Source organism: Streptomyces sp. LaPpAH-108 (genome assembly GCF_000373625.1).
Taxonomy (GTDB): domain Bacteria; phylum Actinomycetota; class Actinomycetes; order Streptomycetales; family Streptomycetaceae; genus Streptomyces.
Genome location: NZ_KB891999.1, coordinates 213,714 through 239,536, shown reverse-complemented (window position 1 = coordinate 239,536; position 25,823 = coordinate 213,714). Strand labels below are relative to the sequence as shown.

Here is a 25,823-nt window from a genome sequence, read left to right as displayed (position 1 = left end):
TCCGTGAAGCCGAGGGCAACCGTAGCCAGGGCGCCGCGTGGCGCGGCGGGCCGAGGGCGCGGATCAGGCCAGGGAAGTGACGGCGCGCCGAGCACCGATGTCCTCGCTACTGGATGCCCCGCTGTGCGGGCACCACCGGAGGCGTGTGCAAGTCCGTACCGTGACCCCGCCCTGGCTGATCATTCCGTGTTCGTTGACCGGTGTCGTGGCGTTGGCCTGGGGACCAGTCTCTGGTGCACACCGGTGCTCTCGCAGCGTCGGTGTTGATTAAGCGCTTGTGCTTGATGAAGCGGCGTCCTTCAACGACTCGACGGAGCACTGTTCTTGAGACCTGAAGGGGCAGCGGCGCTGCGTGGCTCAGGCTGTGACAGGCCGTGGTGAGCTGGCACATTGACCCGGGGGCAGCCCTTGGATGCCCACCTCACGGTCACACTCTTGGGGACCAGCGCCCTTGACCGGGGTCAGCGGGGCATGACAATCGGGCTCGGTAGGGAGCGAGAGCTACGAGCGCGGCGGTCAGCTGGGCGACGGTTTGTCAGCCGGTTGCACGGACGGGGTGGCGCCCAGTAGGAGGTCGAAGGCGTCATTCGCCTCGCGAAGCACCGCCGTAGCGTCGTGGCCGCCCAGGCGCCATGCCGTCTGGTAGCAGGCGAGGGTCAGTTGGGCGGCGAGGGTGGCGGTGGGGGGTGGGGTGCCGTGGGCGAGGAGGTGTTTTTCGAGGAGGTCGGCGTAGAGCCGGGTCTTGCGGGTGTGGCGGTCTTCGAGTTCGGGGTGCTCTGTGACCAGGCGGTGGTAGACCGCGTAGTGGCCGGGGTCGCGGGCGGCCTCGGTGCAGAGCGCGAGTAGTAGCCGCCTCGATGTGGCCAGTGCCCGCGCGAGAGTCTGGAGCGGTTCGGTGGGCGCCTCGCGCATGGCCGTGGTGAGCGCGGTCAGGAAGTCGTCCTCGGTGGAGAAGACGACTTCCTGCTTGTCGCCGAAGTAGCGGAAGAAGGTGGTGCGGCCGATCTCGGCCCGCTGGGCGATCTCGTCCACGGTGACGGCATCGAACCCGCGCTCCCTGAAGAGCGCGAAGGCCGTCTCGATGATCCGTTCCCGGGTCTGGCGGCGTTTGCGGTCCCGCAAGGACTCCACCGGAAACTCGTTCACGCTCATTCGGCCAGGATATCCGCCCCTTCCGCCCGGCGATCAGCGTCGACGAGGCGGGCCGCCTCGCGCCACAGCTCCTCCTCGCGGGCCTCGTCGTACGACTCCGGCGACGACGGGACGTCGCGTCCGCGATCGAGGTAGGACCCCGTCCGGGCGGTCGGTCCGGCGAGGATCGTCTCGGCGAGCCGGGCGCCCGCCTGCTGCGGCGTCATGCCCCGGCCGAGGAACCGCTGAAGCTGGAAGAACCCGTTGAGCACGCCCCGTACGGGCCCCGGGGCGTGGCGGAAGAAGTCGGTGCCCGCGACGAGCGCCGGGTTGTAGGAGTAGACGCCGACGTTGTCGGGCAGGCGGCGGGCCAGCGCGTGGGTCAGGTGGATGACGCCGAGTTTGCTGGTCGCGTACGCCCGCCCGGCCTCCCGCGCGCCACCGGTACGCGGCGTGGCCAGTCGTTCCGGCGCCTCCCAGCGCGGCGCCGCCGTGGCGCCGAGGGTGTAGCGGAACTGCCCGAAGTGGCAGTCGCTCGTGGTGAGGACGATCCAGCCCGGGCCGGTGAACCGGGGCAGCAGCTCCCTGACGAGCAGGTAATGGGACAGTACGTTGACTCCGAACGTCATCTCGTACCCGTCCGTGGTGCGTTCCCCGGTCGTCGTGACCGTCAGGCCCGCGTTGCCGAGATAGCCGCCGAGCGGCGGGAGGTGCCCGGTGTCGAGCCCCCGCGCAATCTCCTCCGCCGCCCGCCTGATCTCGGCGAGCGAAGCGAGGTCACAGTCCACGCCGGTGACCCCGGAGGCGCCGGTGGCCTCGGCGAGTTCCGCGGCGAGGCGTTCACCGCCCCGGCGAGCCAGCACGACGTAGTGGTCCTGCGGCCGTCCCCGGATCAGCAACTCGACGGCCTCGCGGCCGAAACCACGGGTCACTCCGGTCAACACGATGGTCCGGCTGTCCATGACAGGCTCCTCGGTATCGAGTTCCATGTGGTACTCAGTACCGTAACGGGTCCGGAGGGTGGGCGTCGAGAGGAACATCCGTTGCGGTGTGATGGCGCGACGACGGCACGGTGGAGCGCATCCATGACGCCCTGCGCGGTCACACCGGGCCGAGGTGGAAATTCCTTGGAATTCGTGGCTCTGGAGCCGCCCGGAACAGCGCCGCAGGCGCCCCTCGCAGGGTCACCGGCGGCCTTACCGCGTCGGCCTGGACTCCTCCCGCCCACCGTTCCTGATCGCCTGTCAGGAGTCTGTCCGCAGCCTCGCTATATCGGCTCTGACCTGGTGTTTTCTTCGAAATCCCCTAGGTTGAGAGCGCGCTGTCGGACACCCTCGGAGGGGGCATCATGAGCGAGGAATCCCATACGTACGACGCCAGTGCGATCGTGGTTCTGGAGGGTCTGGAGGCCGTTCGGAAGCGGCCCGGCATGTATGTCGGGTCGGTCGGTGAACGCGGTCTTCGCCGCCTCGTGTTCGAGGTCGCCGAGCGGGCGCTGAACGAGATCCTCGGCGGCAGCGCCGACCGTGTCGGGATCGCCCTCACCGCAGACGGCTGTGTCCGTGTCGCCGACGACGGCGCGGGGCTCGCGGTCGGGCACGCCGGTCACGGTGACGGGCCTACGGTGGAGACCCGGTTGACCGAGCTGTGGTGCGGGACGACGCCCGCCGACCGGCGCTTGCTGTCCGGCGGCCACTTCGGCGTGGGACTGGCCGTCGTCAACGCCTTGTCGAGCCGTCTGACGGCAGAGGTACGGCGCGACGGCGCCCGCTGGGTGCTGGAGTACGAGCGGGGCGTGCCGCTCGGGGTGCCCACCCGCACCGGACCGGCCGACGACAGCGGAACCGTGATCACCTTCCGGCCCGACGCCGAGATCTTCGAGACGCTGGAATTCTCGTACGACGCACTGGCCGAGCGCTTCAGGGAAGTGGCCTTCCTGAACCGTGAGTTGGACATCACCTTGACCGACGACCGCGACCCCGCCGCGCCCCGGGCCATCCGCTTCCGCTTCCCCGGCGGCCCGGCGGAGTACATCGCGGAACAGCGCGCCCCGCTCCACCCGGACGTCATCGGCTTCGAGCGCGAGTACCCCGAGATGGCGGGAACCGTGGAGGTGGCCCTGCGCTGGTGTGACCGCCACGACGAACGGATCGCGACCTACGCCAACAGCCTGCCGACCACCGGCGGCGGCACACACGAACTCGGCTTCAGAGACGGCCTGGCGACCGCGCTCACCGCCTGCGCCCGGGAACGGCAGCTGCTCAGCTCGTCCGACCCCGGCTTCACCCCCGCCCAGCTCGGCGCGGGCCTGACAGCGGTCGTATCGGTCAAGCTCGACCAGCCCGAATTCGAGGGACCGACCCGCAACCGACTGAGCAACCCACCCGTCCGCGCCTGCGTCACCGAGGCCGTCCGAGAGCACCTGACCGCCTGGCTCCGCACCAACCCGGCACACGCGACGGCCGTCCTCGCCCGGATCCCGACGACCGCCCGCGACTGACAGCGGTACATGAGCCGCGGACCCACCCGTGAATCCACCCCGAACTGGCGCGATACCTGCCCCGCGACCTGGTCGCGCCCCGCGTCACTTCCGGGTGTTGGTGCGCTCGTGGACAGCAGCCGCGTCCCGTGCGTGGGGCACGACCACGATCTGTACGTCGTCCTCGTGGACGACCCGTCCCGGGTCTGCGGACCGCAGAGCGCGGCAGTCGACGCCGTGTGCGGCCTCATCGCCGCTGTCGGTCATCCCCATCGGCGCATCTTGTCACTGCTCGGCCCCCGGCCCTCTCCAGCCCGGTGAGCAGCCCCGTGAGGACCCGGTGCAGGCGTGGTTCCACCTCGACGATGGCGTGGCCGAGGCGGGGATCGCTCGTGTACAGCTCCCGTAGGCGCGGGCCCGGGGTGGCCATCTGCCACAGGGCTCCGGCCAGGCCGGTGGCGGTGGCGATGGTGTCGACGGCCTGTTGTTCGGTCAGGCCGAGGAGTCGGTCCAATTCCCGGGCGATCAGGGCGACTTCCTCCAGTGTGACGAGCTTGAAGCGGCGTACCGCCTCGATGGAGACGTTGCGTTCCAGGTTCAGGGGTGCCTGGGCGAGCAGGTCGCAGAAGAGGGGGCGGGCGGACAGGGTGGCGGCGAAGGCGGCGGAGACCGTCGCGGGTGTGGCCTGTCCCCGTGTCCCGAGGTCCGCGCGCAGTGCGGCGGACCACTCCTGCCAGCCCTCCGCGGTGAGTTCGAGGAAGATCTGCTCCCGCGTCTCGAAGTACCGCAGGAGTGCCGACTTGTGCATGCCGACCTCGGCGGCGATGTCGGTGAGCGTGACCTCCCGGATGCCGTGCCGGCGCCCGAGCGTGCGGGCCGCGTCCAGGATGGCGGCCTCGCGCGCCTGCTTGGCCTGGGCGCTGCGAGCGCGCTGGAAGGAGGCCTGATCAGTCATGGACGCCATGATAGGCGGGGCTAGTGAAACGGTGTTGCGTTAATACGGCAACGGTGTTTCACTAAACTCATGAGTGCCGACATGAGCAGCAAGAACGAGCAGCAGCAGGTCTGGTTCATCACCGGTTCGTCCCGAGGGCTCGGCCGCGCCCTGGCCGCCGCCGCACTGGAGGCGGGCGACCTCGTCGTGGCCACCGCACGCCACCCCGAGGTCCTTGCCGAGGCGTTCGGCGAGGACAACGACCGCGTGCTCCCCCTCGCCCTGGACGTCACGGACCCGGCGGCGGCGCGCGCCGCGATCGACGCGGCCCTGGACCGCTTCGGTCGTATCGACGTGCTCGTGAACAACGCGGGGTACGCGAACGTGTCACCGATCGAGACCTCGGCCGACGCCGACTTCCACGCGCAGTTCGAAACCAATTTCTGGGGTGTCTACCACGTCACGAAGGCGGCCCTGCCCGTCCTGCGCCGTCAGGGCTCGGGCACGGTCGTGCAGATCTCCTCGATCGGCGGCCGCGTCGGCGGTTCGCCGGGCATCGCCTCGTACCAGGCGGCCAAGTTCGCGGTCGACGGCTTCAGCCGGGTCCTGGCGGCGGAGACGGCGCCGTTCGGGGTGCGGGTGATGGTCGTCGAGCCGAGCGGCTTCGCCACCGACTGGGCGGGCTCGTCGATGACGGTGCACGACATCCCCGAGGCGTACGACGCGACGGTCGGCGAGATGAACCGCCGTATGCGGCAGAACACGGCCGGTGCGGCCGGCGACCCGGCCCGCGCCGCGGAGATCATCGTCCGTACGGTCCACCGCGACGAGGTCCCGGGCCACCTGCCCCTCGGTGTGAACGCGGCGGTCATGGCGCTGGACCACTCCCGTCACCAGATCGCCGAGGCCACCGCCTGGGAGAAGGTCAGCCGCTCGGCCGACTTCGGGCAGCCCTATCCGGTGGAGCTGCCCTGAAAGTCCGGCTTACGGCCGCCGCGCCGCTGGTCAGGCGGTCGATGCGCGCGGTGGCGGCGGCGCCGGGGAGGGTGGGGGATTCGGGAGGATAACGCCGGGTGCCGAGAATGCCCGACCCTCGGCCGTCCGGCGGTCTAACGTGACGTCATGACGTACTGTCAGCTGCGGCCCCGCAAGGAGGAGCCCTGTGTCATCTCCCTGTGATCCGGCACGCGCTCCCGTAGGTGATGTGAGCGCGGCGCTCATGATGATCGACTCCCGGCTCCAAACCCTCTACGACGACAAGACCGAGGCCGACCCCGAACAGCGGGAGCTGCTCGACCGGTTCGCCGCGGCCCTGGGCCCCACGGGCCTCGACGACCTGCTCGACGGCACCTGCACGCTCATCTACGTGTTCATGAAATGGCTGCGGATGGCGTGTGAGGCGGAGGACAAGGACGTCATGGAGTACGTGGTGGTCCCGCTCGTCGCCACGATGCGCAAGATGCCCAAGACCTTCCCGCCCGAGGTCGTTCCCATCATGGCCGGTCTGCTGGTCGCGGCGGGCACCGGCCTGAGCCCCAACCTGTGGCGCGCCCAGTACGGACGCTGGTCCGACGCCGAGATGAACCCCCTGGAGGCGACGACCGTCCTGCTCGCGGAACACGTCAACCGGGTCACCGACGACCGCGACTTCGCCACCCGCCTGATCGTCGAGGCGCTGTCCGGAGCGGACCAGGCCTGACGGCGGCGTGCGCCGGGCTTCGGCAGCTCGTGGGGTGTGGGCTCAGGTACGGCCCCTCCCGTGATCTGCCGGAGCCCGGTCGGCCTCAGGCGTTCCAGGCCGGGACCGGCAGAGTGCTGCCCGTCTCGGCGTACGTCTTGAGGTTGGACAGGACGAAGTTCCAGCCGCCCGAGATCTGGCGCAGCTCCTGCTCGTCGCGCAGGTTGACGTGCGTCACGGTGAGCTGCACGGTGTCGCCGTACGGCTTGAGCTCGAAGGTCACCCGGGACGGGCCGTGCGGGCGCTCCTCGCCGGGCCCGGCCCAGGTCAGCACCAGGCGGCGCGGTGCGTCGATCTCCACCACGGTGCCGACGACGTCGTCGGTGCCGGACTCGTCCAGGCGGCGGTGTGCCCAGGGGGAGCCGGGCTGCCAGTCGGAGACGTTGTGGTGGTACCAGTACGCCGCCGTCGCCTCGGGGTCCATGAGGCATTCCCAGACCTTCTCCGGGGTGGCGGCGATGTAGGTGGTGTGGACGAACTCGGGGCGCGGCTCGTTCTCGGCGCTCATGGCGGACTCCGCTTTCTGCTTCAGTGTGCTCAGCGCGTCCAGCCGGGGCTGGTCGAAGGCGCTGATCCACCGCTCCTGGATCTCGTGGAGCGGTACGGGGTTGAGGTAGTGCAACTTCTCGCGGCCCTTGCGGACGGTGCTGACGAGGTGGGCGGCCTCCAGCACACCGAGGTGCTGGGTCAGTGACTGCCGGGTCATCCGCACGCTCTCGCACAGCTCGCCCAGCGTCCTGCCGTTGTTCTCGCGCAGCTTGTCCAGCACGAACCGCCTGGTCGGATCGGCCAGGGCCTTGAAGACCCGGTCCATCTCGCTGCTCACACCTTCAATAATGCAGGTAAATGCCTGCATGTCAATGCGGGGTGGCGCGGTCGGACGCCCTGGGGCCGGCCGGGCTGTTCGCGATGCTCGCCAGGGGTGGCCGGGGTGGGTATCGGTCGGCGGAGGCGGGGTCTGGGTGCGCTGCCGCGGCGCGTGGTGGGCTGAAACTGGGCTCCCGCCCGACGGCAGCCCCATGGGCGTCATGCCCGTGCCCGGGAATCCCCTGCCCGAAGGCAAGCGGCGTGTCCGGGAGGTGCAGTGTTGGAGGTGTTCGGCTCCCGACAGCGGCAGCTGGGCGCCCGGGCGCCGGTTCTCTGACGGCGCGTCTGCGGGGCACGGGGGCGCCAACCTCCCTGGACGGACGACGCGCGTCGTACGGGAGGACCGGCCGGAGCTACTGCCCCTTGCTCCACCCCGTCGTGCTGGAGTACGCGTCCAGCAGGTCCACCACGAAGACGAGTGTCGAGCCCGGCGGGATCAAGGACGACGGTGACTGATTGCCGTAGCCGAGGCGCGGGGGGACGATGATCTCGCGGCGACCGCCGACCCTCATCCCCCGCACACCCCGGTCCCAGCCCTTGATGACCTTGCCGTCGCCCAGGGCGAACTTGTACGGCTCACCGCGGTCCCAGGAGGCGTCGAACTCCTTGCCGGACGCGAAGGTCACCCCGACGTAGTGGACCCTGACCACCATGCCGGGCCTCACCTCGGGCCCGTCACCGACGATCAGGTCCCGGACGGTCAGCTCGGTGGGAGCGTCGCCCTCCGGGATGTCGACCTCGGGCTTCGTCGGTTCAGTCATCGCGGCCTCAGCAATCTCCGGTGCGTGGACAGCCCACGCGCGCTGGTGATCACGCTACCGAGAAGGGCCGCTCCGGTCGCGGGAGCCCCGTGGGCGAAGCCCACCACCTCGTCACCACCCCGTCCCCGCCCGCACTCCCGCACCCAGCACCTGGCATGAGAGCCCGACGCGGTGAGCCGCTCCTCGCTTTGGCCGATAACGGCCGTCGACTGGAAACATGTCGACATAAGGTCATGGGTAACTGTCCCTGTCGGCCGACATATTCGCGCACTCCACGACCTCGACCCGCACTATGTGCGAGGGGCCCACGACTCCGATCCGCCGATCCGCGCGTCCCGGACCCAGTCCCCGCCAGGAGATTCCGAAATGTCCCACGACAGCTCCGAGTTTCCCCCCGGCCCACCGCCCACCGACCAGCCCCACCCCACCGGCGCGCCCCCGCACACCCCCAGTTGGTCGCAGGGGGACGGAGCATCCGGACCCGAGCCGACGGGCCGGCGCTCCAGCCCGCACCGCACCCTGCGCCTGCTGCGCCGCGCCTACCGCTGGCAGCGGCGTGTGCCGTCCCTCACCGCGCTGGGCTACTTCGCCGGGTTCCTCGCCCTGACGGTCAAGGCCCCGGGACTCATGACCCGCCCGGGGCCCGGCGGCCTGCCCACCGGTCTGGTCCTGGCCCTCGCACAGATCCCCGTCACCTGGCTGGCCGTCCTGCTCTACGAAGCCTCCGCGCGCTCCGTCGTCGACCCGCTGGCCCAGCGCGTCCGCCAGTCGTACCCGGCGCCCGGGCACCAGGAAGGAGGCCGGTGACGGCGTTCAGCGGTCCCGCGCAGTCCTGGTCCCTGGCCGCCTTCTGCTCCGTCGTCGCGCTGACCCTGCTGCTCTGCGTGCTCACCGGCCCGGACACGGACGACCTGGCCGAGTTCTACACCGGCTACAAGTCCCTCTCGCCGCTGCGCAACGGACTCGCCATCGCCGGGGACTACATCTCCGCCGCCACCGTGCTCACCATCGGCGGCATCATCGCGCTGTGCGGCTACGACGGGGTGGTCCTCGCCCTCAGCGCCGTACTGTCCTTGCTCCTGCTGATGTTCCTGCTGGCCGAACCGCTCCACAACACCGGCCGCTACACCATGGGCGACGTTCTCGGCCACCGCCATCCCGCGCGGAGCGTCCGCGTCACGGCCTGCGCGGTCACTCTCGTCGCGCTCGTCCCGATGATGATCGTCCAGCTCGCCGGTGTGGGTGAACTCCTCGCCTACGTCCTGGGGTTCACCGAACCCGCCATGAAGAACGGCTGCGTGGTCGGAGCCGGAATCCTCATGATCAGCTACGCCGCCCTCGGCGGGATGCGGGGCACCGCGCTCGTCCAGATCTTCAAGACGGTGATGCTGCTCGCCTCCGGGCTCGTCGTCAGCGGGCTGATCCTGCACGGCTTCGGCTGGAGCACCGAGGCGCTGTTCCGCACCGCCGAACGCCGCAGCGGAGCCGGGCCCGGCTATCTGCGCTGGGGACTGCAGTACGCCAGCAGCCCGCATCCCGCGCTCGACATGGCGAGCACCCAGTGTGCGATCGTGCTGGGCGCCGCCTGTCTGCCGCACGTCACCATGCGCATGTACACCGCCGGGACACCGCGCCAGGTGCGCCGGGCCATGTCCTGGGCGGTCTCCTCGGTCACCCTGTTCATCCTGATGCTCGTCCTGATCTGCACCGGGGCCACCGCCCTCCTCGGCCGCGCGCGCATCGCCGGGGCCGACCCGCACGGCACCACCGCCTATCTGCTCGGCGCCCGTGCCGCGTTCGGCACCGGCCTGTCCCGCCCCGAGGCCCTGCTCTTCGCGACCGTCACCACCGCCGTCTTCCTCACCCTGCTCGCCTCCGTGGCGAGCATGACGCTCGCCTGCGCCAACGCCCTCGCCCACGACCTGACGGCCTCCCGCCCCACCCCGCTGCCACCGGCGCGCGAACTCGCCCTCGCCCGCTCGTGCGCCCTGCTGGTCGGCATCCCCGTCATCCTGGTCGCCGCCCTCGCCCAGCACCGCAGCCTGCAGCCCCTGGCGACCCTCTCCTTCACCCTCGGCGCCTCCGCGATCGCGCCCGCGCTGCTCTACACCCTCTTCTGGCGCCGCTACACCCGCGCGGGCCTGCTCGCCACGCTCATCGTCGGCTCCCTCACCGTCCTCGCCCTCACCCCGGGCACCACCCTCGTCTCCGGAACCCCCCTGTCCGCTTTCCCCGAGGCCGACTTCGACTGGTTCCCCTACAACACTCCGGCCCTCGCCTCCATCCCCGCGGGCTTCCTGGCCGGCTGGCTCACCACCCTGCTCTCCGGCAAGTCCGCCGCCGACCGGGAACGGGGCCGCTACGAATCCGCCGAGCATCACCTTCTGACGGGGGCGCCGTCACGCGACCGGACGGGGTGAGGCGGGGCGCCCGGCCGATACGCGGACCGTCAGGGCCGCCACTTCAACTCGCGGAGAACCGCCACGGCCCACTGGTAGTGCCCGTCGGCCGGGAGCGCTTGGCCCGGCTGGAGGTACAGATCGCAGGTCAGGACGGCGATGATCTCGGCGTAGGTGCGCAGCAGCCCGGCGCGTGCGGCGGGGGTCCGACCGGCGGCCAGGTCGAGCAGTTCGCGCCAGACGGTCAGGCGGTCGGGTGCGTACTGGCGCGGATGTCGTCCACCAGAGCGGGGAAGGCGGGGACGTCTTCCGTCAACGGGGTGGCTACGGTGGGGAGTTTATCCGTCAGTAGCCGGTCGAGGAAGCGGTGCCAGTCGGGGGTGGCGGCCAGGAGCATGCGGGCCATGCTGTTCGACAGCGTGGATGCGGGGGAGGGCGGCGCGGTCCAGGTGGTCGTAGAAGCCGCGCAGCACCTCCAGGCGGGCTCGGTGCCGTCGACGTCCCGGTGATGGATCATGGGGCGGAGACCCGTCAGTGTGGTGTGGGCCCCGTGCGGTCCGCGTTCTGGGGGCTTGTGGTCCAGGAGGCCAGTATGCGCAGGGCGTCGTGGGAGGGGGTGCCGGGCGGGGCGGTGTAGGTGACCAGCTGCTGGTCCGGGTCGGTGACGCAGGTGAGGGTGTTCCAGTCGAGGCTGAGGTCGCCGATGACCGGATGGCGCAGCACCTTGGTGCCCATGCCGCGCGTGGCGACGCGGTGGGCGCCCCACCAGCGGCGGAAGTCCTCGTCCCGCATCGACAGCTCGCCGACCAGGGAGGTCAGCCGCGGGTCCTTCGGGTCGCGGGCGGCCTCCATGCGCAGCTGGGCGACGCCGGTCTGGGCGACCTCGGGCCAGTCCCGGTAGAGGGCCCTGACCGCCGGGTCGAGGAAGACCATCCGTACGTAGTTGCGCTGCTTGTCGGGGATGTTGTCGAAGTCGCCGAGGAGCGCCGCGGCCAGCGGATTCCAGGCGAGGACGTCCATACGGCGGCCCAGGACCATGGCCGGGATGTGGGACAGATCGTCCAGCAGCTGCCGCAGCTGCGGCTGGACCCGCTGCGGGGCCTGCCGACGCGGCCGGTGCGCGTCCTTCCCGGCCAGTTCCAGCATGTACGCGCGCTCGTCCTCGTCGAGCCGCAGCACATCGGCGATGACGTCCAGCACCGCAGCCGAAGCCTGACGGCGGCCCTGTTCGAGGCGGGTGTAATAGTCGGTGCTGATCGAGGCGAGGAGGGCCACCTCCTCCCGGCGCAGGCCCGTGACGCGGCGCCGTCCTCCTCCGTCGTCCGCCAGCCCCACCATGGCGGGGCTGAGATCCTTCCGCCGGGCCTTGAGGAAATCACCCAGCTCGTTCCGGTGCGTACTGCTGCTCATGTGGACGATGATGCCAGGAAAGGTGATTTCCGAGAGGGGGACAGTTCTGTCCCAGGACAGAACTGTCCGGGGACAAGAGCGGCCCATTTCGCGAGAGTCCGACGCGTGCGAATGTCGATGGCATGGCCGGTGGCCATGAGATCCATATTCCGGGCCACCGGCGAATTCCCCGCCGCACCAAGGAAACACCGAGGACATGAAGCAGAACGTCACTTTCGACAGCGCCGGCCTGCAGCTGGCCGGAACCTTGTTCACCCCGGACGGGCACAGCGGCGCCCCGCTGCCCGCCGTCGTCGTGTCCCACCCCGCGGGCGGTGTGAAGGAGCAGACCGCGAGCGTCTACGCCGAGCGCCTGGCCCGCGAGGGCTTCGCCGCCCTCGTCTTCGACGCCGCCTACCAGGGCGACAGCGAGGGCACCCCGCGCGGTCTGGAGAACCCCTTCCAGCGCGCCGAGGACGTCCGCGCCGCCGTCACGTACCTGACTACCCGTGACGACATCGACCCCGCCCGCATCGGCGCGCTCGGCATCTGCGCCTCCGGCGGCTACGTGCCGTTCGCCGCGCAGACCGACCACCGGATCAAGGCCGTCGGCACCGTCAGCGCCGCCGACACCGGCGACCTGTTCCGCCGCGGACTCGGCCGCACCCAGGGCCCGGAGGTCCTTCAGGCCATGCTCGACCAGGCCGGTGCCCTGCGCACCGCCGAGGCCCGCGGCGAGGCCCCCACCATGGAGAACTGGGTGCCCGAGTCGCAGGACGGCCTGGCGGAGGGCACCCTGTGGCGTGAGGGCTCCGAGTACTACTACACGGAGCGCGGCCACCACTGCCGCTCGAACACCGGCTGGGTGCTGCGCAGCATCGACCAGCTCGCCCAGTACGACTCCTACGCGATGATCCGGCTCATCGCTCCCCGGCCGCTGCTGATGGTCATCGGCTCGAAGGCGGACACCGGCTACTTCAGCCGTGAGGCCGTCACGGAGGCCGGTGACAACGCCGAGCTGTTCGTCGTGGACGGCGCCACCCATGTCGACCTGTACGACAAGGACGAGTACGTCACCCCGGCGATCGCCAGGCTCGCGGGCTTCTTCGGCGAGCACCTGGCCGCCTGAGCCACCCCCTGCCGCCGCCCCGCGACGGCTCGCACCAAGGAAGAAGCAGAACCATGCAGAAGGAATCCGTACGTTTCAGGAACCGGACCTGGGACGTGGCGGCCGACCTGCGCCTCCCGGACGGGTTCGACCCCGCGAAGAAGTACCCGGCCATCATCTGCGGCCACCCGATCAGCAGCTGCAAGGAGCAGACCTCGGGCGACATCTACGCCGAGCGGCTGACCGAGCTGGGCTATGTGACCCTGGCGTTCGACGCCTCGTACCAGGGCGAGAGCGGCGGTGAGCCCCGTTACCTGGAGGACCCCGCCGCGCGCGTGGAGGACTTCCGCTGCGCCGTGGACCACCTGGTCACGCTCGACTACGTCGACGAGGACCGCATCGGTGTCGTCGGCGTCTGCGGCGGTGGCGGTTACGCCGCGAACGCCGCGATGACGGACCACCGGATCAAGGCGCTCGGCACCGTGGTCGCCGCGAACTACGGCCGGATCATGCGCGAGGGCAATCTGACCCCGGACGCGGCGATCGAGACGATCGAGGCGATCGGCAAGCAGCGCACCGCCGAGGCGCGCGGCGCCGAGCCGGTGATCACCACCTACATCCCCGACTCCCCTGAGGAGCGGCAGAAGGCGGGCATCGGCGACGTGGACATCGTCAACGCCGTCGAGTACTACCGCACGCCCCGGGGGCAGAACCCGAACTCGCCGAACAAGCTGCGTTTCTCGGGCCTGGAGGCGGCGATGGGCTTCGATGCCTTCCACCTCGCCGAGGTGCTGCTGACGCAGCCGCTCCAGGTCATCGTCGGTGACGTGCCGGGCGCCTTCGGTTCGTACCGCGACGGCTTCGAGCTGTTCGACCGGGCCCGCTCGGCCAAGAAGGACATCTTCGTCGTCCAGGGCGCGAGCCACTACGACCTGTACGACCAGCCGAAGTACACCGCGCAGGCGCTGGAGAAGCTGGAGTCCTTCTTCGCGGAGAACCTGTAGCCGCACGGGGGTGGCCGTCCTCCACGCGAGTGAAAAGATGAGACGTATGCGAGAAAAAGTCACATTCCTCAGCAATGGATTGGAACTCGCCGGAGAACTGTTCATTCCGCAGGAAAAGGCGGACGGTGCGGGATTGTCGGGAATCGTCATCTCGCATCCCGTCACCAGCGTGAAAGAGCAGTCTCCCGCGCTCTACGCCGCGCGTCTGGTGGAGAACGGATTCGTGGTCCTCACCTTCGACGCCGCCTTCCAGGGGGAGAGCGAGGGGGAACCCCGCCTCCTGGAAGACCCGTTCATCCGCAGCGAGAACGTCAAGGACGCGGTGTCGTACCTCATCTCGCGGGACGAGGTCGACGGGGAGCGGGTCGGCGTGCTCGGCATCTGCGGCTCCGGAGGCTATGTGCCCTTCGCCGCGTCGACCGACCGCCGGATGAAGGCGGTGGCGACGGTGAGCGCGGTCAACATCGGCGACATGTTCCGGGACGGCGTGGACCTGACCGGACAGGCCCCCGGCGTCCTCGATCATCTGATCACCGAGTCCAACCGGGCCCGTACGGAGGGCGAGAGGAAGGCAGCCGTGACCATGCCGCTCATCCCGATGACCGCGGAAGAGGCGATGAAGGCCCCGCCGCGCAGCATGATGCGCGAGGCGTGGGACTTCTACCGCACCCCTCGCTGCATGAACCCGAACGCGCCCAACCGGATCGTCACGTACAGCCTCGATCAGTGCATCGAGTTCGACGCGTGGTCCTTCATCAAGATGATCGCGCCGCGCCCGCTGCTCATGATCGTCGGCACGGAGGCGGACAGCCGGGCCCACTCGGTACGGGCGATCGAGAAGGCGGACGACCCCAAGGAGCTGTTCTGGATCGAGGGGGCCAGCCACGTGGACCTCTACGGCGACCGGGAGCGGTTCCTCGACCCCGCCGTGGCGAAGCTGACCGAGTTCTTCCGCGCCACCCTCCGGGCCGAGGCCCCGGCCGCCGCTTCGCGGTGACGTCACCCTTTTCGAGCCTCGCGTACCCCTCGTTGATCTGCTCCAGGGATATGGTCTCGGCGACCAGGTCGTCCAGGTTCAGCCGCCCCTGCCGGTACAGGTCGGCGTACAGCGGGATGTCCACGTCGGCGATCGTGGAGCCCATGAACACGCCGTGCAGGCTCTTCTGACCGCGCAGCAGTTCGGCGGACGTCAGCTCCGCTCAGGTGCCGGGCTTCATCTTCCCGATGACATAGGCGGCGCCCCCGACATCGGTCAGGTCGATCGCCTGACGGACGGTCTGCGGCAGACCGATGACCTCGAAGACGTGGTCGACGCCGCCCTTGCCCACGATCTCGCGGACGCGTCCGACGACGTCCTTCTCCTCACCGGAGTTGATGACGTCCGTGGCGCCGAACGTGCGCGCCAACTCCAGCTTGGCGGGCTGGAGGTCCAGCGCGATGACCCGCCGGGCGCCCGCGAGCGCGGCTCCCTGGACGACGTTGAGGCCGACGCCGCCGCAGCCGATCACCGCGACCGTGTCGCCGAACCGTACCTTCGCGGCGTTCTTCGCGGCTCCGGCGCCGGTGATGACGGCGCAGCCGAGGAGGGCCGCGCAGCCGAGGAGGGCCGCGCGGTCGAGCGCGATGTCGTCGTCGACGACGACGAGGTTGCGCTCGTGCACCAGGGTCTTCTCCGCGAAGCCGCCCAGGTCGCCGATCTGGGTGACGGCCTGACCGTCCATCGTCAGCCGGGGCGCGTCGCCCGGGGCGCGGCGGATGGCTCCGGGGTCGGTGCACCGGGTGGGACGGCCGCTGCGGCAGTCGGGGCAGTCGCCGCAAGCGCTGATCAGGTTGCCGACCACATGGTCGCCGACCTTCACGGCCGTGACCTCGCCGCCGATCGATTCGACGACTCCGGCGAACTCGTGGCCGAGCACGGCCGGCATCGGCCAGCCGAAGTCGGTCTTCATCGTGTGCAGGTCGCTGTGGCACAGACCGCTGGCCCTGACCTTCACGACGACCTCGTGGGGCTGGGGCGCATCGAGCCGCACCTCGCGGATCTCGAAGGGCTTGCCCACTTCGAGCAGTACCGCTGCCTTCATTGCTTTCCTCGGGCTTCTTTCGTCGGTCCGGCGGCGTGTGCCGCCGATGGTTCGGTGCGCGGGCGGGCTCAGCGCGCGGGCCAGTCCAGATCGCGCGGGACGCCGATGCTGTTGATCTTGACGAACTCGTCGAATGCCTCGTGGCCCAGCTCATGGCCGAGGCCCGAGTCCTTGACTCCGCCGAACGGCGCGGCGAGACCGGCGGGGGAGCCGTTGACCTCGACCATTCCGGTCTCCATGCGCGTGGCGAACCGGGTGGCGCGGACCGGGTCGGCCGAGAAGACGGAGCCGCTGAGCCCGTACTTGGAGTCGTTGGCCAGCGCCAGCGCCTCGACGTCCGTGTCGTACGTGAGCACGGAGATCACCTCTCGCCCGATGTGTCCACCGGACTGACCATGGTCAAGTGGCTCGCCCTGGGCTGCGCCGTCGGCTGGGTCTGCCAGCTGCTGCCGCCCTACGACCCCCGCTTCGCCCACCAGCGCAAGGCCGTGGCGGCGCTCTACGACGCACTCGCCGCCGAGGTCCGGGCCTCCGTGGACGGCGGCTCCTCGACCCACCCCTGGCCCGGGCCGCTGCTGGCCGCGCGCCAGGCGCTCTCCGTCCTGCCGCAGTTCTCCCGCCTCGCGGCCTCTCCGCTGTTCGGCCTGGTGGGCGAGGCGCAGCGGATCGCCCAGCACCTGCGTGCCCTGGGGGCTTGGCCCGGCTAGAAGCCGGACGCCGACGCGGAGCGTGCCGCCGTGGCGGCCCAGGTCCTGTCCGACATCGCCTCGGCCGTGCGGCGGGGCCGTCCGGTCACGTCCGTGGCGGACCGCTCTGTCCTGGCACTGTCCGAGGCGGAAGCCGCCCGGCCCGACGTGCGCCCGCTGCGTGGCCTCGTCGCGGCGCTCACCGAGGCCGAACGGCTCGCGGACATGGGCTCCGGAGCCGCCGGACAGCACGTCGCGTCGGTGGTGCCGTACGCCGAGCCCGGCTTCCTCGTCCGCGGACTGCGCAGGCTGCGCGCGGAGTTCACCTGGGACTCGCCGGTACTCCAGCACGCGCTGCGGCTCGCCGTCGCGGCCACCGCCGCCGAGGCCGTCGGACACGCCACCGGCGACTGGGGAGGTCTCGGCGAGCGGGGGCACGCCTTCTGGCTGTTCCTGACCGCCGCGGTCGTCCTGTTCCCCACGTTCGAGCACACCTTCAGCCGTGGCATCAGCCGCAGCGTGGGCGCCGTCGCCGGTGGCCTGCTCGGGCTGGCCCTGACCCTGCTGCCCGACGACCGCGCGCTGCACTACGCCGTCCTGGCCGTGCTTCTCCTCCTCTACCTGGCCTTCCGCAGTACGGGTCAGCCGCTGATGATCCTGTGGATCACCGCCTGGGTGTCCTACCTCGGCGCGGGAGGCACCAGCGCGTGGACCCGTACCGCCGACACGGTCGTCGGCTCCGCCATCGCCATGGCCGTCTGCGTGCTGTGGCCCATCTGGCACACCAAGCGCCTGCCCGGCCTGCTGGTGGACCGGACCCCGTCACCGCCGACCCGGTCGCCCTGGACCGGCTGGGCCACGAGGCCCGCGTCGCACGGCGCGAGTTCGACGAGGCCGCCACGCACGCCACGGCCGAGCCGGTCCACCACCTCGCCCGGTGGAGCGGCCCCGAGCTGCGGTCGCTGTCCCGCTCGGTCCACGAGGTCGCCAGGAGCTCCGCCCTGCTGACCGTCCTCCTGCCGGACCCGAAGTCGCCGGGTGTGCCCGCCGCCGCGCTCTGTGCCGAGCCCCTGCACCAGGTGATGTCCGAGCTGGCCACGGCCGCCCGGACGGGTGCCCGGCCGGAGACCGGACTCGCGGTACGGCTGCGCGCCCCCCTCACCCCGAAGTCCCCGGACACCGATCCCCTCGGGCAGTCCGACCGCGCCGTCTTCGACACCGTGATCCGCTCACTGGAGGACCTGGCCTCCGCCATCGGCGACCAGCGCGTCCCCGCGGGCAGGCACATGGCCGACGCCTAGGACAGGGTCTCGGGCGGCTGGTCAGACCGACTGGATCGACGTCACCTCGTAGGCGATCGAGGGGTGCGGCAGGGGGCCCCGGCAGGTGAGGCGGTAGGGCGGCGTGCGCCGGGCGTGCAGGTGGACGTCGAAGGCCGTCGGGTGGGGGGCGTGGAGTTCGACGCGGATGCGCCAGGCGTCGCCGTCGCGGATCGTGTCGGTGACGGTGTAGGCGTGCCGGGCGGCCGGGCCGAAGCGTTCGAGGAGGGCCGCGACGGCGACCTGCTGCGGGGGAGTGAGATCCGTGTAGCCCCGCAGGTGGTCCGCCTGGACGCGGCCCGCCAGATGTTCCCCGACCACCTCGACGGCCGACTCGGCGTCGAGGCGGCCGTAGTACACGCCGTCGGGCAGGAGGACGACGTTGGCGGCGAACCGGTCGCCGCCGACGTGGGTGGACTCCCACACCAGGTTCGGCCAGCGCTCGCTGAGCGCACGGGCCACGGGCCGTCCGCGTACGGCGCAGCAGATGTCGTGCTGGCCGTGGACGCAGACCAGGACGACCGGCGGGTGGTCCAGCTGACCGGGGTTCTGGAGCGCGTCGGCGATCTCGGTCAGGTCCTCGTCGCGGGTCCAGGTGCCCCAGCGCTGGCGGTACGCGCCGGAGCGCTCGTAGTGCAGGACGGCCCACCGCCCGGGGCCGTCGGGTCGGGGACGGGCGCTGCGCCTGATCAGCAGGATGCGGGCCCGGACGGCGTGGGCGGCGGACCAGACGTGGGCCTTGACCTCCGGGGTGAGGTCCAGGCCGTCGAAGCCGTTGGACGGCCAGCCGCCCCGGTACTCGATGAGCACCCAGACGGCACCGCGCGGCGCCGTGCCCGCGAGCGAGTCGCCCCGTATCCGGGCGGCGTCCGCGCAGAAGAAGCGGTCCGTGCTGGTCACCGGAGCGGCTACGGTCCGGCGGGCACCAGGACGCCCGCGCGCAGCAGCCGCTCGGCCAGCGCGAGACCGAGTTCACCGGCCGTACGGACCTCGCCGTCGAGCAGACGGGACACCGCGGGCAGGTCGGCCGCCGGGAAGTCGAGCCAGCCGACCCGGGTCCGCAGACGTGCCCCCTCCAGCCGGGCCTCCAGCGCCGCGCGCAGCCGCAGGGGCGCGTCGGCATCGAGACCGTCCACGGCGGCGAGCTGCGCCAGCGGCCCGAGCGGCGCCGGACGCCCCTGGCTCCGCCTGCTCCGGTGGAACAGCGGCGCCGAGTCCGCCCCGGCGACGGCGGCGGCCAGGCGCGCGCGGGCGGCGTCGACCGCCTCCGCCGCTCCGTCGGTGCCCAGCGGCAGCGAGGCGCGCATCCCCGGGTCCTCGCGCAGCGCCGTCAACGCGGCCTCGGCGAGCTGCTCGGCCAGCGCGTAACGCGTCCACACATGGACGCCCAGCGTCAGATGGACCGAGACCTCGCCCTTCGCGCGGGCGGCGTGCAGCCAGCCGCGCGGGAGATAGAGCACGTCGCCGGGCTCCAGCACCGTGTCGATGTACGCGGGCCCCTTCGCGGCCTCGGCCACGGCGGCCCGGTGTTCGGTCCAGGGCTGCTCGCGCAGCGGGTCCGGATGGACGGGCTCGTGGACGAGCCAGCGCTTGCTGCCCTGGATCTGGACGACGAACACGTCATGGACGTCGTAATGGTCGTCGAAGCCCTGGTTCTGCGGGGGCGTGACATAGGCGTTGGCCTGCACCGGATGACCCAGCTCCGCGCTCAGCGCGGCGCACAGCTCTCCCACGGGCTCCCACGTGCGGTGCAGCGCCTGGAGGACGAGCGTGGCGCCGTCCGCGAACAGCCGCCACAGCGCCGTGTCGTCGAGCTGGTCGGCGATGGTGGCACCGACCCCGCCGGGCGACGTGAAGGACGACTCGGGCACCACCGCGCCGTCCTTGGCGACGCGCAGGAACGGGGTGCGCAGCCCCCGGCGCGAGACGAGTTCGTCCACGGCACCGGCGTCGAACACGTCCGAGAAGTCGCTCGCACCCCGGGTGAGCAGCGCGGTCCGCGACCACACGTCCCGCGCGAAGTCCGCGAGACCGAGGCCGGTCAGACGGCGCTCCAGAATCCCGGCGCCCACGGGGGTGCCGGGATTCGGGGAGCCGGTCCGGGAGCCGTCCCCGGAGCCGGTGCGGGAGTCGGTCAAGAGCCGCCGTCCGCACTGCCGTCGGCGCCGCCGTCGTGCACCCCGGGCTCACCCGCCGCACCGCCGTCGGCAGGCCCTTCGGCGCCACCGTCCGCGCCGCCGTCGTGCACCCCGGGCACCCCGGCCGCGCCACCGTCCGCGGGCCCCTCGGCGCCGCTGTCCGCGCTGCCGTCGGCACCGCCGTCATGGACGCCGGGCACCCCGGCCGCGCCGCCGTCCGCAGGTCCCTCGGCGCCGCTGTCCGCGCTGCCGTCGGCACCGCCGTCGTGCACGCCGGGCACGCCCGCCGCACCGCCGTCGGCGGGACCTTCGGCGCTGCCGTCCGCGCCCCCGTCGTGCACGCCCGGCTCGCCCGCCGCGCCGCCGTCCGCAGGGCCTTCGTGCTCGTTCGGATCCTTGGACATGCCCACAGTTCCTCCTCGGCGTCGACATCGTGTGCCCGTCACGGTGTGCCCCGTCGCCCGCCGGGGCCGCTCATGACTTTCCGGCGGGGCGACGACGCACTCCGACCACGGTCACCCAGAAACCGGCGGCCTGCATCCGCTGGCGTCCGGGCCCCGGCCGGACACCGGCGGGTACGCGGGTCGCGGCTGCGTCACCGGTAGACGAGCAGGTAGTCGCAGGTGCTCGTGCCGTCGTGGATCGATGTGTCGCTGTTGAGGACGTAGAAGGTGCCGGCGAAGCCGGTGGACGTGATCTTCGGGACCACGATCAGGGTCTGGTCCGCCATGTTCAGCGCGTTCGGCCGGACCACGTTCTGGTAGAGGAGGGTGAAGAGGTTGTCGCGCAGGTTGGGGAGCCGCAGGATGCGGTACACGCGATCGCCCTGGCCCGGAGGGCCCGAGACGGGGGCCTGGTTGGCCGGGTCGGCCCACGCCGAGGGCTGGGTGGCCATGCGGCCGTCCGCTTCGAGCTGCTGCAGCCGCCGCTGGGTGCTCTCGCGGACGGCGGCCATGTGAATGTGCAGCTGCTGGAGACGGCGGGCGCCCTGTGAATTGATCCCCAGCCCGAGGTACGGGGACTGCACGGGGACGTTTCCTCCGCTCCGCGCGTTCTCCCACGCCTCGTGCCAGTAGTTCGGCGCCGCGTCGGTGTGGAGGAACGGGCATTCGATACCGGTGATCCGGCAGGTGGGCAGCGTCAGATAGTTGTGCGTGTTCCTGGGCGCGCCGTGCACAATGATGTAATTCGGGGTCATCGCCAGGCAGTCGGGCTTGAGCTGCGGCGGCGGAGGGACGATGCCCTGCGTGCAGTACTGCACGTCGTGCCACAGCGGGTCGTCGTCGGTGGGACTGCCGCAGAGGGCCTGGAGCGAGACAGGCGGGCAGGTCACGCCCCCTCCGGGAGGAGCGGTGGAGCACGACGGGTGGGGCGAGGGGCCGCCGCCGGGCGCCGCATTCGCCGCCGCGGGCGTGCCCACCGTCGCCGCCGCGCCCGTCAGGAGTGCGGTGGCACCGAGGGTGCCCGAGAGTGCGACGAATTGACGCCGGGGCAGCTCGATCGCATTCCTCTGTTCCTTCACGCGTGAACTCCTGGAGTGAGAGAGGGGAATTTCACCCCGTTTTCCATTTCCCGTCGATCCGCTCACAGGGTAGGGACGGGAGAAGATATTTCCCATCGGCTGAACGGGTCGGTCTCTCGTGTTCCGCCGTTGAGAGGTATTCCGTTTGTGGTATTCGACGGCTCGTGCGGGACGGGATCGGGTGTCCCCGGTCGCCGGTAAAGTGCCGTCCGATGCCGAAAGAACGCCAGCCCTCGGAGCCCGTGGAGTTCCCCGCGTCCGCGGAGCCCGTGCGCATGCCCCCGCAAGGGGCCGGATGGCTGCCGCACGGCTTCCACCTCGGCCCGCACGCGCACGACCACGGTCAGCTCGTCTACGCCGCCGCCGGCACGCTGGCCACCACGACCGAGCGCGGCACATGGGTCGCCCCGGCCCACCGGGTGACCTGGACGCCCCCGGGCTTCGCCCACTCCCACCGCTTCTACGGCCGCACCGACGTCCGTCTGCTCACCGTCCCGCTCGCACTGTGCGGCGAACTCACCGACCGGCCCAGCGTGTTCGCGGTCAGCCCGCTGCTGCGCGAGGCGGTCCTCGCGCTGACCGGCGACCGTCCCGAGAGCCGCCCCGGCGCCCACGCCCGGCTGCTCGGCGTCGTCGTGGACGAACTGTCCGACACCCCCGAACACTCCCTCCACCTGCCCGAACCCCGCGACGACCGGCTCCGCGCCGTCACCGACCTCCTGCATGCCGACCCCGCCCGGGCCGCCACCCTCACCGAGCTGGGCCGCAGGGCCGGGGCCAGCGAGCGCACCCTGAGCCGCCTGTTCCACGCCGAGCTGGGGATGAGCTTCCACCGCTGGCGTACGACCCTGCGCATCCACCACGCCCTGGCCCACCTCACCGACGGCCTGTCGGTCACCGACACGGCGATGGTGTGCGGCTGGTCCAACCCGTCCAGCTTCATCGACGCGTTCACGGAGGTGGTCGGGCAGACGCCGGGGCGCTATCAGGCGGAGCTGCGGGGCGCTGCGCCGTAGCCGTCGCCCGCTCGGGAGAGTTGGCGGCTTTTCGGTATCCGCTGTCCCGTCACCGGTGGTTCACGGTCACGGGCGGACTCCAGAGTGGTGGCAGACCGACCGCTCTGAGCACGGAGGCTCGTACCCACATGACCGAGACACGCGAACACACCACCGTCGCCATCGTCGGAGCCGGTGTCGCCGGGCTGGCGCTCGGCGCCTTCCTGCTGCGCAACGGCATCGGCTGCGTCGTCCTGGAGAAGCACAGCCGTACCTACGTCGAGCAGCGCCAACGCGCCGGGACCATCGACGGTTTCGGGGTGCGCATGTTCCGCGAGTGGGGCCTCGAAGAGGTGCTGGAGGGCGACTCCGTCCCGGAGAGCGAGGGCGGCTTCTACCTCGACGGGGAGTCGATGCCGATCGAGATGGACGACGACAACGAGAGCCTGTACTGCCCGCAGCAGGTCCTCGTGCGCAACCTCACCGACGTCTTCCTGCGCGACGGCGGTGAGCTGCGGTACGAGGCGGCCGACGTGACACTGGAGAACCTGGAGGGCGCCGACGGCCGGGGTCCGTACGTCCGTTACCGGGACGCCGACGGCACACCGCGGGTGCTCGACTGCGACTACATCGCCGGGTGCGACGGCTTCCACGGCGTCAGCCGCCGCTCCGTTCCGGCCGACGCGCTGACCGAGTACTCTCACCAGTACGGCTACTCCTGGCTCAGCGTCCTGGCTGCCGTACCGGCGAACCCGGCCGGCATGGCGATCCACGCGCGCGGCCTCGCCGGGATGATCCCGCGCGGGGAGCGGGCCAGCCGCATCTACCTCCAGTGCGCCGCCGGGGACACCACCGAGCAGTGGCCGCACGCGCGGGTCTGGAGCGAGCTGGAGGCCCGGTTCGGCGTCCCGGTGCCGAGCGGCGAGATCGTCACCCGGCAGATCGTCCCGCTGCGCGGTGTCGTCTTCGAGCCGATGAGCCACGGCAGGCTCTTCCTCCTCGGCGACGCCGCCCACATCGTGCCCCCGATGAGCGCGAAGGGCATCCATCTCGCCCTCCACGACGCCGAGGTCTTCGCCCGCGCCGTCATCCACCACGCCGAGCACGGCGATGCGAGCCTGCTCGACAGCTACTCGGACACCTGCCTGCCCCACATCTGGAACTACCAGGCCTTCGCGACCTGGATCACCGACCTCATGCACAACGCCGGGGACACCACCCACGAAGGGGAGTTCCGCAAGCGGGTCGCCCGGGCCGAACTCCGGCGCCAGTTCACGTCGGAGGCGGCGAGCCGGTTGTTCGGGGAGCTGACGGCCGGGACCAACTAGGCAGTCGGCGTCGTCCTCAGCGGTCGACGGGCGCCACGCCGTCCAGCCCCGTCTCGCGCAGGACGCGCGTCACCGTGTCCTCCAGGGTGCTGTCGGCGGGGACGACGGTCTCGGTGCCGCCGGGGAGCAGGTCGCGTTCGCGGTACCAGTCGTGCAGGTGCGCGTGGGTGACCGCGGCCTGGAGCGCGGGGTCGGGCTTCGTGGCGTGGCGGAGCAGGGTCTCCTGGAGGGGGACGTCGAGGTAGTAGCAGCGGGTGACGCCTCGGTGGTCGCGTACGAGGTCTTCCAGCATCGTGGCGTACCGGTCGGCGTACAGGATGCCTTCCACGACCGTGTGGAACCCGGCGTCCAGCGCGTAGCGGGCCGTCATGCCGATCAGGCCGATGTTGGCGCCGCCGGGCCGGTCCCGCTCGCGCAGGACGACCCGGCGCAGGTTGTCCTGGCCGACCAGGGCCAGGTTGCGGCCGAAGCGTTCGCGCAGTCCGGCCGCGACCGAGGACTTCCCGGAGGCGCTGTTCCCCCGCAGGACGATCAGCCGTGTCTCTTCGGTTCCCACCCTCATGCGGGCACGGTATCGGCGGACTTGGGCGGGTGTCCGCCCACTGGCGGTCTTCGGTCCGCCTCACTACCGTCGACGTGTGACCGCGCCCTCACGCACACACCAGGCCACGCCGGGTCCTGGCCGGGCCCCGCTTCTCACCGGGTTCCTCGTCGCGGTCGTCGTCTTCGTCGTCGTACTGCTCTGGGCGAAGTGGCTGCCGTACACCGCGAAGGCCGTCGGCCTCAACGAGAGCCACACGTGGTCGGGGTCGAGCATTCTCGGCGTCGGCGGCGTCCAGCCGGGGGAGGCACCGAGCCGGCACGCGGCGGTCTCGTTCCTGGTGGCGTACCTCGTCGCGGTCTGGAAGGCACTCGTCGCCGCGTTGCTGATCAGCGCGGCGCTCCAGGCGCTGATCCCCCGGGACTGGCTGGTGCGGGTACTCGACCGGCGCGGGCGGTGGTCCGGCGCGGTCGCGGGCGGACTGCTGAGCACGCCGTCGATGATGTGCACCTGCTGTACGGCCCCGGTGGCGGTCAGTCTGCGGCGCAGCGGCGCCTCCACGGCCGCGACGGTGGCGTACTGGCTGGGCAACCCGCTGCTCAACCCCGCCGTCGTGGTGTTCCTGCTGCTCGTCGCGCCCTGGCAGTGGACCGTGGTGCGGGTGGTGATCGGCGTGGTCACGGTCGTCGCCGGGGCGGTGCTGGTGAGCCACCTCGCGGATCGGCGTCGTAGGGCGTCGGCCGGGCCCGCGGCCTCCGGGCAGAGCCGTGCTGTCGGCGTGCCCGTGGCGTCCGCGCCCGGCGAACCCGCCGGGCCCAAGGACGTGGCGCTGCGCTTCCTGCGGACGCTGACCCGGATGACGCTCGTCCTCGTCCCCGAGTATCTGCTGGTGGTCCTGCTGATCGGCGCCTTCCGGGGCTGGATGCTGCCGCTGACCCAGGACGCCGTCGGACACGGCATGCCGACGGTGGTGGCCGCCACCGTGATCGCCGCGATCCTCGGCACACTCTTCGTGATCCCCACCGCCGGCGAGATCCCGATCGTGCAGGGCCTGGCGGTCCTCGGCCTCCCGGCGGGCGTCCTCGGCGCCCTCCTGATCACCCTGCCCGCCATCAGCCTGCCGAGCATGGCCATGGTCGGCAGGACGCTCGGGTGGCGGTTGACGACGGCCACGACGGTCCTGGTGGTGCTGGCGGGACTGCTGGGCGGGGTGCTGCTGGCGGTCCTGTGAGGGCGTGGGTCCAGCCTGGGGAACTGTCTGCTGAGCGCGTCTCCGACGACAATGGCGGGACCAACGCTCCGGCCATGCGCGCGGCGCTCTCCTCGATTACGGTGTATGCATCGTTCACATCCGCGAGGCAGTGTGAGGCGATGTGCGCGGTGTCCACCTCACGGAGGTCTCT

At 71.3% G+C, this 25,823-nt stretch carries 29 protein-coding genes; 14 read left to right on the top strand and 15 right to left on the bottom strand.

The window, feature by feature from the left end; genetic code table 11:
• Positions 1-516: 516 nt before the first annotated feature.
• Together B079_RS33430 and B079_RS33030 are read right to left on the bottom strand one after the other, a co-directional pair.
• Positions 517-1,152, bottom strand: coding sequence for a TetR/AcrR family transcriptional regulator (locus B079_RS33430; protein ID WP_018549539.1), 636 nt, complete (start codon positions 1,150-1,152; stop codon positions 517-519).
• Positions 1,149-2,093 carry an SDR family NAD(P)-dependent oxidoreductase gene (locus tag B079_RS33030; RefSeq protein ID WP_018549538.1) on the bottom strand — a complete coding sequence of 315 codons (945 nt, stop codon included), beginning with the start codon at positions 2,091-2,093 and terminating at the stop codon, positions 1,149-1,151. The genes B079_RS33430 and B079_RS33030 overlap by 4 nt, the downstream gene beginning before the upstream one ends.
• Before the next feature lie 386 nt (positions 2,094-2,479).
• Here B079_RS33030 and B079_RS0129905 point away from each other — a divergent pair, with 386 nt between their 5' ends.
• Entirely contained in the window at positions 2,480-3,631 is a 1,152-nt protein-coding gene (locus B079_RS0129905; RefSeq protein ID WP_018549537.1) for an ATP-binding protein, read from the top strand.
• Positions 3,632-3,715: 84 nt separating this feature from the next.
• Here B079_RS0129905 and B079_RS35390 read toward each other — a convergent pair whose 3' ends face one another.
• Together B079_RS35390 and B079_RS0129895 are read right to left on the bottom strand one after the other, a co-directional pair.
• Complete coding sequence (locus tag B079_RS35390; protein ID WP_158685068.1) at positions 3,716-3,883, bottom strand: hypothetical protein; 168 nt, start codon at positions 3,881-3,883, stop codon at positions 3,716-3,718.
• The gene (locus B079_RS0129895; RefSeq protein WP_051095389.1) at positions 3,858-4,565 is read right to left on the bottom strand and encodes a TetR/AcrR family transcriptional regulator; all 708 of its coding nucleotides are present in this window, start codon (positions 4,563-4,565) and stop codon (positions 3,858-3,860) included. Before B079_RS0129895 ends, B079_RS35390 begins: the two co-directional genes overlap by 26 nt.
• A gap of 81 nt (positions 4,566-4,646) precedes the next feature.
• On the opposite strand from B079_RS0129895, the gene B079_RS0129890 reads away from it, so the two are divergent.
• Together B079_RS0129890 and B079_RS0129885 are read left to right on the top strand one after the other, a co-directional pair.
• A complete protein-coding gene (locus B079_RS0129890; protein WP_018549534.1) occupies positions 4,647-5,519 on the top strand; it encodes an SDR family NAD(P)-dependent oxidoreductase in 873 nt (290 codons plus the stop codon).
• Between the two features lie 187 nt (positions 5,520-5,706).
• Complete coding sequence (locus tag B079_RS0129885; protein ID WP_026249217.1) at positions 5,707-6,243, top strand: hypothetical protein; 537 nt, start codon at positions 5,707-5,709, stop codon at positions 6,241-6,243.
• Between the two features lie 85 nt (positions 6,244-6,328).
• Here B079_RS0129885 and B079_RS0129880 read toward each other — a convergent pair whose 3' ends face one another.
• Both B079_RS0129880 and B079_RS33025 read right to left on the bottom strand, forming a co-directional pair.
• On the bottom strand, positions 6,329-7,096 hold the full coding sequence (locus B079_RS0129880; protein ID WP_018549532.1) for an ArsR/SmtB family transcription factor: 768 nt from the start codon (positions 7,094-7,096) through the stop codon (positions 6,329-6,331).
• 406 nt (positions 7,097-7,502) lie between these two features.
• Positions 7,503-7,910 (bottom strand): FKBP-type peptidyl-prolyl cis-trans isomerase, encoded by a 408-nt coding sequence (locus B079_RS33025; RefSeq protein ID WP_018549531.1) that lies wholly within the window; start codon positions 7,908-7,910, stop codon positions 7,503-7,505.
• A 366-nt stretch (positions 7,911-8,276) separates the two neighbouring features.
• On the opposite strand from B079_RS33025, the gene B079_RS0129870 reads away from it, so the two are divergent.
• Together B079_RS0129870 and B079_RS0129865 are read left to right on the top strand one after the other, a co-directional pair.
• Positions 8,277-8,717 (top strand): DUF485 domain-containing protein, encoded by a 441-nt coding sequence (locus B079_RS0129870; protein ID WP_018549530.1) that lies wholly within the window; start codon positions 8,277-8,279, stop codon positions 8,715-8,717.
• Positions 8,714-10,330 (top strand): cation acetate symporter, encoded by a 1,617-nt coding sequence (locus B079_RS0129865; protein WP_018549529.1) that lies wholly within the window; start codon positions 8,714-8,716, stop codon positions 10,328-10,330. The genes B079_RS0129870 and B079_RS0129865 overlap by 4 nt, the downstream gene beginning before the upstream one ends.
• Positions 10,331-10,553: 223 nt before the next feature.
• Here B079_RS0129865 and B079_RS35385 read toward each other — a convergent pair whose 3' ends face one another.
• Positions 10,554-10,715 carry a hypothetical protein gene (locus B079_RS35385; RefSeq protein ID WP_158685067.1) on the bottom strand — a complete coding sequence of 54 codons (162 nt, stop codon included), beginning with the start codon at positions 10,713-10,715 and terminating at the stop codon, positions 10,554-10,556.
• Between the two features lie 125 nt (positions 10,716-10,840).
• Positions 10,841-11,719 carry a helix-turn-helix domain-containing protein gene (locus B079_RS0129855; protein ID WP_018549527.1) on the bottom strand — a complete coding sequence of 293 codons (879 nt, stop codon included), beginning with the start codon at positions 11,717-11,719 and terminating at the stop codon, positions 10,841-10,843.
• A 196-nt stretch (positions 11,720-11,915) separates the two neighbouring features.
• On the opposite strand from B079_RS0129855, the gene B079_RS0129850 reads away from it, so the two are divergent.
• From B079_RS0129850 to B079_RS0129840, 3 genes are read left to right on the top strand one after another with little or no spacing between them, the layout of a single operon-like run.
• Positions 11,916-12,827, top strand: a complete 912-nt coding sequence (locus B079_RS0129850; protein WP_018549526.1) for an alpha/beta hydrolase — start codon at positions 11,916-11,918, stop codon at positions 12,825-12,827.
• A 53-nt stretch (positions 12,828-12,880) separates the two neighbouring features.
• Complete coding sequence (locus B079_RS0129845) at positions 12,881-13,810, top strand: alpha/beta hydrolase (protein ID WP_018549525.1); 930 nt, start codon at positions 12,881-12,883, stop codon at positions 13,808-13,810.
• Positions 13,811-13,847: 37 nt separating this feature from the next.
• Positions 13,848-14,807 (top strand): alpha/beta hydrolase, encoded by a 960-nt coding sequence (locus B079_RS0129840; RefSeq protein ID WP_420705803.1) that lies wholly within the window; start codon positions 13,848-13,850, stop codon positions 14,805-14,807.
• 202 nt (positions 14,808-15,009) lie between these two features.
• Here B079_RS0129840 and B079_RS33020 read toward each other — a convergent pair whose 3' ends face one another.
• The gene (locus B079_RS33020) at positions 15,010-15,891 is read right to left on the bottom strand and encodes an alcohol dehydrogenase catalytic domain-containing protein (RefSeq protein ID WP_018549522.1); all 882 of its coding nucleotides are present in this window, start codon (positions 15,889-15,891) and stop codon (positions 15,010-15,012) included.
• 68 nt (positions 15,892-15,959) lie between these two features.
• Positions 15,960-16,247 carry an aldehyde dehydrogenase family protein gene (locus tag B079_RS36215; RefSeq protein ID WP_158685066.1) on the bottom strand — a complete coding sequence of 96 codons (288 nt, stop codon included), beginning with the start codon at positions 16,245-16,247 and terminating at the stop codon, positions 15,960-15,962.
• Between the two features lie 21 nt (positions 16,248-16,268).
• On the opposite strand from B079_RS36215, the gene B079_RS36210 reads away from it, so the two are divergent.
• The 3 genes from B079_RS36210 to B079_RS0129815 are packed head-to-tail and all read left to right on the top strand — an operon-like array spanning position 16,269 to position 17,878.
• Positions 16,269-16,598 (top strand): hypothetical protein, encoded by a 330-nt coding sequence (locus tag B079_RS36210; RefSeq protein ID WP_018549520.1) that lies wholly within the window; start codon positions 16,269-16,271, stop codon positions 16,596-16,598.
• Positions 16,599-16,628: 30 nt separating this feature from the next.
• Complete coding sequence (locus tag B079_RS36205; RefSeq protein WP_026249216.1) at positions 16,629-17,585, top strand: FUSC family protein; 957 nt, start codon at positions 16,629-16,631, stop codon at positions 17,583-17,585.
• A gap of 32 nt (positions 17,586-17,617) precedes the next feature.
• Complete coding sequence (locus B079_RS0129815; RefSeq protein ID WP_018549519.1) at positions 17,618-17,878, top strand: hypothetical protein; 261 nt, start codon at positions 17,618-17,620, stop codon at positions 17,876-17,878.
• 21 nt (positions 17,879-17,899) lie between these two features.
• Here B079_RS0129815 and B079_RS0129810 read toward each other — a convergent pair whose 3' ends face one another.
• The 4 genes from B079_RS0129810 to B079_RS0129795 all read right to left on the bottom strand — a co-directional run bounded on the left by B079_RS0129810 (position 17,900) and on the right by B079_RS0129795 (position 21,367).
• The gene (locus tag B079_RS0129810; RefSeq protein WP_018549518.1) at positions 17,900-18,796 is read right to left on the bottom strand and encodes a sucrase ferredoxin; all 897 of its coding nucleotides are present in this window, start codon (positions 18,794-18,796) and stop codon (positions 17,900-17,902) included.
• 8 nt (positions 18,797-18,804) lie between these two features.
• Entirely contained in the window at positions 18,805-19,968 is a 1,164-nt protein-coding gene (locus B079_RS0129805) for a cupin domain-containing protein (RefSeq protein ID WP_037802319.1), read from the bottom strand.
• A 62-nt stretch (positions 19,969-20,030) separates the two neighbouring features.
• Positions 20,031-20,438, bottom strand: a complete 408-nt coding sequence (locus tag B079_RS0129800; RefSeq protein ID WP_018549516.1) for a hypothetical protein — start codon at positions 20,436-20,438, stop codon at positions 20,031-20,033.
• 191 nt (positions 20,439-20,629) lie between these two features.
• The gene (locus B079_RS0129795) at positions 20,630-21,367 is read right to left on the bottom strand and encodes a CDP-diacylglycerol diphosphatase (protein ID WP_018549515.1); all 738 of its coding nucleotides are present in this window, start codon (positions 21,365-21,367) and stop codon (positions 20,630-20,632) included.
• Between the two features lie 464 nt (positions 21,368-21,831).
• Here B079_RS0129795 and B079_RS0129790 point away from each other — a divergent pair, with 464 nt between their 5' ends.
• Positions 21,832-22,572 (top strand): helix-turn-helix transcriptional regulator, encoded by a 741-nt coding sequence (locus B079_RS0129790; RefSeq protein WP_234016900.1) that lies wholly within the window; start codon positions 21,832-21,834, stop codon positions 22,570-22,572.
• Positions 22,573-22,700: 128 nt separating this feature from the next.
• The gene (locus B079_RS0129785) at positions 22,701-23,879 is read left to right on the top strand and encodes a 4-hydroxybenzoate 3-monooxygenase (protein ID WP_018549513.1); all 1,179 of its coding nucleotides are present in this window, start codon (positions 22,701-22,703) and stop codon (positions 23,877-23,879) included.
• A gap of 16 nt (positions 23,880-23,895) precedes the next feature.
• Here the strand turns inward: B079_RS0129785 and B079_RS0129780 are convergent, their stop codons facing one another.
• Positions 23,896-24,441 (bottom strand): AAA family ATPase, encoded by a 546-nt coding sequence (locus B079_RS0129780; RefSeq protein ID WP_037802260.1) that lies wholly within the window; start codon positions 24,439-24,441, stop codon positions 23,896-23,898.
• 76 nt (positions 24,442-24,517) lie between these two features.
• On the opposite strand from B079_RS0129780, the gene B079_RS0129775 reads away from it, so the two are divergent.
• Positions 24,518-25,651, top strand: coding sequence for a permease (locus tag B079_RS0129775; RefSeq protein ID WP_018549511.1), 1,134 nt, complete (start codon positions 24,518-24,520; stop codon positions 25,649-25,651).
• The last annotated feature ends 172 nt before the right edge of the window (positions 25,652-25,823 follow it).